General features: G+C 38.7%; 6 protein-coding genes and 1 pseudogene. 4 read left to right on the plus strand and 3 right to left on the minus strand.

Going from position 1 to position 8,403, the window contains the following annotated elements:
• The 3 genes and pseudogenes from DW800_RS19180 to DW800_RS19190 form a co-directional block, all read right to left on the minus strand.
• On the minus strand, positions 1-964 hold a 964-nt coding region (locus tag DW800_RS19180; protein WP_207814343.1), incomplete at its 3' end, for an outer membrane beta-barrel protein.
• A gap of 41 nt (positions 965-1,005) precedes the next feature.
• Positions 1,006-1,914 (minus strand): DUF3869 domain-containing protein, encoded by a 909-nt coding sequence (locus DW800_RS19185; protein WP_009036841.1) that lies wholly within the window; start codon positions 1,912-1,914, stop codon positions 1,006-1,008.
• Between the two features lie 13 nt (positions 1,915-1,927).
• Positions 1,928-2,908: pseudogene (locus DW800_RS19190) on the minus strand (hypothetical protein); the annotation flags it as partial.
• An 801-nt stretch (positions 2,909-3,709) separates the two neighbouring features.
• On the opposite strand from DW800_RS19190, the gene DW800_RS19200 reads away from it, so the two are divergent.
• From DW800_RS19200 to DW800_RS19215, 4 genes are all read left to right on the plus strand, one after another.
• On the plus strand, positions 3,710-4,849 hold the full coding sequence (locus tag DW800_RS19200; protein ID WP_119958281.1) for a site-specific integrase: 1,140 nt from the start codon (positions 3,710-3,712) through the stop codon (positions 4,847-4,849).
• Positions 4,850-5,191: 342 nt separating this feature from the next.
• A complete protein-coding gene (locus tag DW800_RS19205; RefSeq protein WP_119958282.1) occupies positions 5,192-6,439 on the plus strand; it encodes a hypothetical protein in 1,248 nt (415 codons plus the stop codon).
• Between the two features lie 13 nt (positions 6,440-6,452).
• A complete protein-coding gene (locus tag DW800_RS19210; RefSeq protein WP_009036836.1) occupies positions 6,453-7,343 on the plus strand; it encodes a DUF3869 domain-containing protein in 891 nt (296 codons plus the stop codon).
• Positions 7,344-7,383: 40 nt separating this feature from the next.
• The coding region (locus DW800_RS19215) for an outer membrane beta-barrel protein (RefSeq protein WP_119958283.1) at positions 7,384-8,403 on the plus strand (1,020 nt) is incomplete at its 3' end.

Genomic DNA, 8,403 nt, shown 5'->3' on the forward strand with positions numbered 1-8,403 from the left:
TGCTACCGGTAGCCTTGTCAGCATAACCTGCAACCTTGTACTTCTTGTCCGGATTAGCCTTCAGAATCTTAGCAGCCAATTCGATGTTAACCTTACCATAGTCGTCCAGACGGGCGCTACCAATCTTGAAGAAGATAGCACGCGGCCCGGCAACTTCAACTTCCTTAGTCACTTCCTTAACTTCAGGTTTAGCGTTGGCCAGTGCATTCTTGCAGTTAGCCAGGTCAGCCTGAGCCTGAGCCAGTTCACTTCTATATCTGTTGATTTCTGCATTGACTGCGTCTTCGTCAATCTTAGAAACCGGAATAAACTTCTTACCACCGAAGATGTAGCTAACACCTGCAGTCAAAGTTCCAGTACCTTCAGCCTTGCGATGGCTGCTGATATTGCCGAATACAGACGGAGCGATAGCACCGCGAGCTTCTACGTCAATAGCCCACTTAGTGTTGATATTGAACTTCAAGCCCAAACCAGCAGAAGCGCCTACACGTGCTCTAGCCTTTTCATCCCCATCAGGAATCATTGTTCCATCGTTTTGAATCAGCACATTAGCTGACTTTGCAACAGTTACTTGAGGACCCAAAAATCCATAAACTTCGAAGAAACGGTTAGGATTAACGCCTGCGAACAATGTAGAAAGATTGATCATTGCATCAATGTTACCACCAAAGTACGTCTTATTATGTTCCCAATACGAGTTATCCAGACACAAGTGCTGAGTAACACCATTGAACTGAGCGCGTACACCCCATGTCGGAGTAATCAACTTACCAACTGATACGCTAAAATGCGGAGCCAATTTATTGAAACCATCATTGTTGATAGCGTGGACACCACCACCTACACTCACGAAAATATTATCGCTCCATTTCGGAGTGTAGTAGTTCGTTTTTTCTTGTGCATTCAGATTTGCTGCACAAGCGCCTGCTAATAATAAGGAGGCTATTACTAATTTACTTTTCATTATTCCTTTAGTTTAAAATTAAAATAATAACTAAAACGATTTTAGTAAGCTGTACCGTCACCATTACCACCACCAGCATTGTTTCCATTGCCATGACCGTGACCATGATCATGAGTAATTGAAACAATATCTTGTGTTGCAGTTGTATTAAGTGCAACCTTAATATTTACACCAGGAATATTATATACCACACCATCTACTGTTGCTGAAACATTATTTACAGAAGTCTGATAGTTTGTAGTAGCTTTCAAAGTAACAGTTGTATAAGGTGCAATTGTTACTTTTTCTGTTCTAACTACTGCAGTAAAACCGGTATTAAGACCTTCTACAGCAGCTTTCAACACAGCTTTCAGTTCTTCATTAGACAAAGCCTTAGTAGCAGGTATATTTGCATCAATCCAAGTTTTTACCTCATCAATGTTAGTAACTGTTTGACCGACATATGCTGTATATGACAATTCTTTGTCTTGAGGATTGGGGCCATCATTGGTATAACTTCCACCATCTACAACCTGACCTATTTCAGGCTTTATAGTCTCAGGATCAGGAGTAGGATATACATCCTTAGCGGCATCTGTTATTTTCTGCAAGAAAATGTTTACTGGAACAAAAGCGAATTGTCCTTTATTCAAAGCAGGAATCACAGCTTGTCCTTCGCCTGGTAAATAATCTTTTTTTGTAGCAGTAAACTTTCTTGTTTCAGGTGCAATTTTACCATCAGCACCAGCCTTCACTTCAGTGTCACCTGTAATATTAAGGCCTTCTGTTATGATAGAACGATCCCCCAAATCATATACAGTAACAGCAATGGTAGCACTTGCAGGATCCAATTCCACAGGTGCAACATTGAATTCTTCCTTTTCGCAGCTTGTGAACATCACACTCGTCAAAGCTACTGCAGCCAATGCTAATTTAGCATTTACGCCACTTAAAAAACTTTTCTTTTTCATCTCAATTAATTAATTAAAAATTTAACAATTCTGACTTAATAAAATATGGGTTAAAACTATTTTCTTCCATCATATTATCACTTGCCTCTGCCTTGTATTCCTTATAATAATACCTTTCATTACCTGCATTATAAGAAATACCCATATTGGTAGAAGTATTCACACGCGGTACATATCCTTTCCTTTTATACTTATAAGGAGGCAATGCCACCTGAAACCGGAATCCTCCATTCGCTTTAGCATGCTCTGCCTTCATGGCATAAAAGCCGATTGAGCAATAACGGAAATGACGAATCATATCGAATTTAATCCCCTTTTCCTTCAACAAATACTGTTCAGCCTTCAGTGTGAACTGTGTATTAAATCGCGGCCAATAGAAATTTCCTCCCAAAGACCACGTCACACGCCATAATGAAGGATCATATTGGAACTTAAATCCGTCCCAACGTCCAGCTCCCGTATATCCTATTCTTGCCAACAAAGAAAAGCGCTCATCATTAAAGGGTCGAAAGAAATCTACATCAGCACCATATCGGTTGCCACTAAAATAACCTACTGAGAATTTACCAAAAACGTTATAAGGCAATCGAAAACGTTGTGAAAGAGTCAGAAACCCCGGATGAACCTTTCCTTCCCGAGCTCCATATCCATCATTATAAATTGGTATCTTCACTTGTGCTGTGGCTTTCATACCCTTCCATAACGAAATTTCTATTGCAGGACTCAAATCAAATAGAACTTGATAAATCTGCGTAATAATCACGTTCTTGAAAGAGAATTCCGGATACACCAATATATCAATCTTGAACAAAGAACTATTTTTCAACTTTATTTTCCGTGCATTCTTCCAAGTATCACCCAATTCATAGCTGACATTCCAGTCATCACGTTCTGCTTGGAGCACCGAATCACCCTTTATAGGATGATAATAAAGAGAAATCTGGGGTACATTATTATCCAGAACTATTATGCGGCATGACTTTTCTTCCGGAATACACCTGCTAACAAATGGGCTTTTTATCTAAAACACAGACAATCCTTTGCTTCTCTCCCTTTGTTTGTCTGCTGTTGCATAGGGAATTAATGACGCCTAACGGCCATGAACAACTCTGCTAATGGTCGTCAAGCGATTGCTTTATGGTCGTAAGCAGGGTTGTTCATGGCTGTTAGGTGTCACTAACTCCAAGGCTTTTACGGATGAAGTACGTAGCCCGCATCTATTGTGGATAGGGCGCAAATGTATTGTACAACAACTTAAAGGATATTAGACGGCATTATTCATAGCCGTGAGTTAGGAATCATCCGCTTGAACGGCTCACTCTCCCGGTACTTTTCATAGCCTCTGCGGAATGCCGAACTGATTGATTTATGTAGCTCTTGCGTAATATTATGCTAGTAAACAGATTGTTACTACAAAACTCAGGCGTTTCAGACAAGTGGAAGCTAAATTTGCTTCCACCTTTTCGGATTGCTTCCACCACAGGGCAAATGCCGATGGATAGGGGGATACAGGAGGTGGGTGGAAGTGTGGAAGCAAAGTGATGGAAAATAAATTTCCAGAGAAAGTTTCCGCCGTCATAGCAATAGCCACACTCTTGATAGTTTAATTGTTTCTGGCTTATTATTATATTTGTTCTTTCAGTAACGTGGCGTTCTATACTGTAAATATTTGATAGCTAATAAGGTAATTATAAAAAAGACAAGAGTGATAGAACATGAAAACAATTTTTAGGATTGACTTTTGTTACTGTTTTGTTACTACTAATAATAAACTGTATGTTTTTATTTAAAGAATATGAAAAAACAATTGAATTTAAAAGAGCCAATAAAGGTGAGAACAAAAAAATTGGTTAATGGATGCCAATCCATATATCTGGATATTTATATGAATGGAAGGCGACAATACGAATTCTTAAAGTTGTATATTATCCCTGAACATAATCAAGCTGATAAAAAAAGAAATGCCGAGACGCTAAATTTGGCAAATGCGATAAAGGCTCAGAAGATTTTGGAAATATATAATCAAGCTTACGGATTTAATCATAGCAGATTGTCCAATATGAAGCTGACTGGCTATATGAAATTAATAGCAGAACAAAGTGTGAACAATAGAGTACGGAAAAGTGCCATACATGCTGTTGTATGCCATTTGGAAAGGTATACTCCGAATGGAATATTGCTAAGAAAGGTGGACAAGACTTATTTGTTGGGTTTTATAGATTACTTGAAGAAAACAAAACAAGAACATTGTAAGAAGGAAAAGACATTACATATTAACACCCAATTCTATTATTTGAAAACGCTGCGATACTGCTTGAACAGGGCCGTATCTGAAGATTATATAACTGTTAATCCGATGAATAAAATAAAGAATGAGGACAAACCAAAACGTAATCGAACAGAAAGGGATTATCTTACTATAAAGGAATTGACCAGATTGGTTCATACTCCTTTTTATAATATCTTATTAAGGAAAGCATTTCTATTCAGCTGTTTTTGTGGATTGAGGCATTGTGATATTATTGCATTGAGATGGGAAGATATACGCTATGATGAAAATGGCAATGCACTATTGAGTATTATTCAGAAGAAGACGAAAGAAGCCATATCGCTTCCACTCTGTTCGGAAGCCATAAAACATCTGCCAGACAGAGGAAATGCACCAGAAACGGAAAAGGTATTTGCCGGATTGGTCTCACTGGGACGAAGTAATGTGATTTTACACAAATGGGTTGAACAAGCTGGGATATCAAAGCATGTAACATTTCACACAGCGCGCCACACACATGCAACAATGATGCTGACATTGGGAGTAGATTTATATACAGTCTCCAAACTATTGGGACATACCAATATACAGACAACACAAATTTATGCAAAGCTTGTAGATGAAAGTAAAAAGAAGGCTATCGATTTAATTCCTAATATATCATAGGGGTTGGTTAAATGCGAAGTGCAATTTGTCATTCTCTTTAATTCTTGCAGATATTTCTTCTATTTATCCTTTCTACAGAGATAAGTGAGTTAGCCAAAACTGCTAAAAATGACTATTTGGCACAAAAAACAACATTCTGTATAACAATTACGTACAACTATATTAAGGATTTCAAGATAGCTAATATACTTCATATAAACAATCTGAGTCTTTATTAGGGGCTTTTGAGGAAAAAACAACATTATTTCGTTTTTTCATATAAAAATCTTTGGTATTATTAAAAATGTGTCTATTTTTGCACCATATTTTGTGTTATACGGACACAAAAAATGGTTGAAAAAGATGAGGTATAAAAACTCTAACATAAGAAAGTGCCTAACAACTAAAACAATAGCACAATGTGCAGCGTTCTTTTTATACTGTTTGCTTCCTTTGAAAGGGATTTGCCAAACGGGGGAAAGTACTGTAAATGCTTTAGTGAAAATGGGATTTGAAAATGTTGGATGGACAGAAGATGGCAATGAACGTGTTTATGTTCTGCAGAACTCTGCATATCGTTTGCAAGGTGTAGGCATAGGCAAAGCGGTGGATGTTATCCAAAAGATGGGTTTACCGGAAGAAAAGTCATGCCGAATAATAGTTCTGGACAATAATGTACCCCAGATTTCTCTTTATTATCATCCTATAAAGGGTGATTCGGTGCTCAAAGCAGAACGTGATGACTGGAATGTAAGCTATGAATTGGGTGATACTTGGAAGAATGCACGGAAAATAAAGTTGAAAAATAGCTCTTTGTTCAAGATTGATGTATTGGTGTATCCTCAATTAGCTTTCAAGAATCTGGTGATTACACAGATTTATCAGGTCTTGTTTGATTTGAGCCCTGCGATAGAGGTTTCGTTATGGAAAGGAATGAAACTAACGGCACAAGTGAAAATACCGGTTTATAATGATGGGTATGGAAAATATGAAGGTAAGGTTCATCCGGGAAATTTGACTCTTTCACAACGCTTCAGGTTGCCGTATAATGTGTTTGGCAAAGTGACTGTCGGATATTTTAATGCGGATCAATATGGATTTGATGTGGATTTTTTTAGGCCTTTTAATGATGAGAGATTTTCTTTATTGGCTCGAATAGGATATACTGGAACCGGATATTGGAATGGATTTAAATTGCATTATGATCCTTCTACATGGGTTGCTACTTGGTCTTTGGGGGGTAGCTTTTATTGGCCGCAGTTCAATACCCAGTTCACGCTGAAAGCTGAACAGTATCTAATGAAGGAAAAGGGGGTCAGATTTGAAATGGTTCGTCATTTCCGCTATTGTTCGATAGGCTTTTATGCTATGAAAGCAGAGCATGCCAAGGCGAATGGAGGATTCCGGTTTCAGGTATCATTGCCTCCTTATAAGTATAAGAGAAGAGGGTATATACCGCGTGTAAATACCTCTGCCCATATGGGCATTGTATATAATGCGGGTAATGAAAGGACTTATTATAAGCAATACAAGGCAGAGGCAAGTGATAATATAATGGAAGAGAATAGTTTTAACCCATATTTTATTAAGTCAGAATTGTTAAATTTTTAATTAATTAATTGAGATGAAAAAGATTAAATTCTTAAACGGCATAAATGCAGTGTTTGCACTTGCCGTAGTAGCTTTGGCTACAGCTTTCACTTCTTGTGAAAAAGAAGAGTTCAATGTAAATATTGAGCCTATCAATGCGCAAGCTACTATCAGTCCGATTGTACTTGCTGTAGAGAATGGCGTTACAACTGATGTAACAAGTGTTGCTACGGTCACTATCAGTCCGTCAGCTACGTTTACTGGTAATCCTACTTTGGCAGCAACTACAGCTACGGTTACCGCTTCTTATAATGATATGAGTGTAGAAGTTAAAGTTGCTGTTCCTGCATTGCAAGCTGGCCAGTTTGCTTCTTTAACTCCGACTATTATTCTTCAAAAAGAAACAGCAGAAACAAAAATCGTTGTAGATCCTCAAGAATCTACAAATACTGAGAATAAGGAGGGTTTTGAAGATAATACGACAGATTACTATTACTATACAACAGGAAAATATCTTAATAAGTCAGGAAATAAGGTATTGGAAGATACAAAGGTGATCAATACAACAGATTTACTTGAAATCGGAGCTATTAATTCTTTCTTTAGTACTCTTAAAGATACTTATAAAGAGGAAGAAGTTGAGATAGATAAGGAAATTCCGGTTTATGCTCACTCTCGTACGATAATTAATGTCGCTTATACTGTTGTAACTACTGATTATAAGATTGTTAAAAAAGCTGATGCTAATACAAAAGCAGGGGAAGAAATTTTAGCTTCTATGAAGGTTAAAAATTTTGCGACTGCTTTAGGAGACATCCTGGTTGATCAACAGATTCCTGGTCACAATCACGCTCCTGCAGGTCATGGTCATGGCCATGGTCATGGTGGAGATAATGCTGGTGGCGGTATTGTTGTTGCTGATTAACAGAACGTTTAGTTGTTATTTATCTTAAACTAAAGAGAAAATGAAAAGTAAATTAATGATAGCCTCCTTACTATTGGCAGGCGCTTGTGCAGCAAATCTAAGTGCACAAGAAAAAACGAACTACTACACTCCGAAATGGAGCGATAATATTTTCGTGAGTGTAGGTGGTGGTATCCACGCCATCAACAATGACGGTTTCAATAAGATTGCTCCGCATTTCAGCGTATCAGTTGGTAAGTTGATTACTCCGACGTGGGGTGTACGTGCTCAGGTAAACGGTATTACTCAGCATCTGTGTTTGGATGATGCTTATTGGGAACACAACAAGACTTATGTAGGTGGTAACATTGATGCAATGATCAATCTTTCTACATTGTTCGCAGGCGTTAATCCTAACCGTTTCTTCGAAGTTTACGGTTTCTTGGGACCTCAAATTTCTGTAGCAAAATCTCAAAATGTGGATGTTACAATTAGTGCTGACGGTACTTCGCAGTCTATGACTCCTGCCGGTGAAGCTGAAATGCGTGCACGTATCGGTGCTTCTGCCGGTTTGGGCTTGAAGTTCAATATCAACACCAAGTGGGCTATTGACGTAGAAGCTCGCGGTGCTATCGCCCCGTCCATTTTCGGTAACATCAGCAGCCATCGCAAGGCTGAAGGTACAGGCATGCTGACCGCAGGTGTTAGCTACATCTTCGGTGGCAAGAAATTTGTGAAGGCTTCCAATATCGACGAAGATGCTATCAATGCGGAAATCAACAGATATAGAAGCGAACTGGCTCAGGCTCAGGCTGACCTGGCTAACTGCAAGAATGCACTGGCCAACGCTAAACCTGAAGTTAAGGAAGTGACTAAGGAAGTTGAAGTTGCAGGTCCGCGTGCTATCTTCTTCAAGATTGGCAGCGCCCGTCTGGACGACTATGGCAAGGTTAACATCCAGTTGGCTGCCAAGATTCTGAAGGCTAATCCGGATAGGAAGTACAAAGTTGCCGGTTATTGCGATAAGGCTACCGGTAGCGCTTCTTGGAACCAGAAGCTGTCTGAAAAGCGTGCTCAGGTT

It is taken from the genome of Bacteroides sp. AM32-11AC, from assembly GCF_003603515.1.
In the GTDB taxonomy this organism is placed as follows: domain Bacteria; phylum Bacteroidota; class Bacteroidia; order Bacteroidales; family Bacteroidaceae; genus Bacteroides; species Bacteroides uniformis.

Bases quoted from the DNA above. Each gene is read 5' to 3' on its own strand.
- DW800_RS19185 (WP_009036841.1), bottom strand. From the start codon at position 1,914: ATGAAAAAGAAAAGTTTTTTAAGTGGCGTAAATGCTAAATTAGCATTG.
- DW800_RS19200 (WP_119958281.1), top strand. From the start codon at position 3,710: ATGAAAAAACAATTGAATTTAAAAGAGCCAATAAAGGTGAGAACAAAA.
- DW800_RS19205 (WP_119958282.1), top strand. From the start codon at position 5,192: ATGAGGTATAAAAACTCTAACATAAGAAAGTGCCTAACAACTAAAACA.
- DW800_RS19210 (WP_009036836.1), top strand. From the start codon at position 6,453: ATGAAAAAGATTAAATTCTTAAACGGCATAAATGCAGTGTTTGCACTT.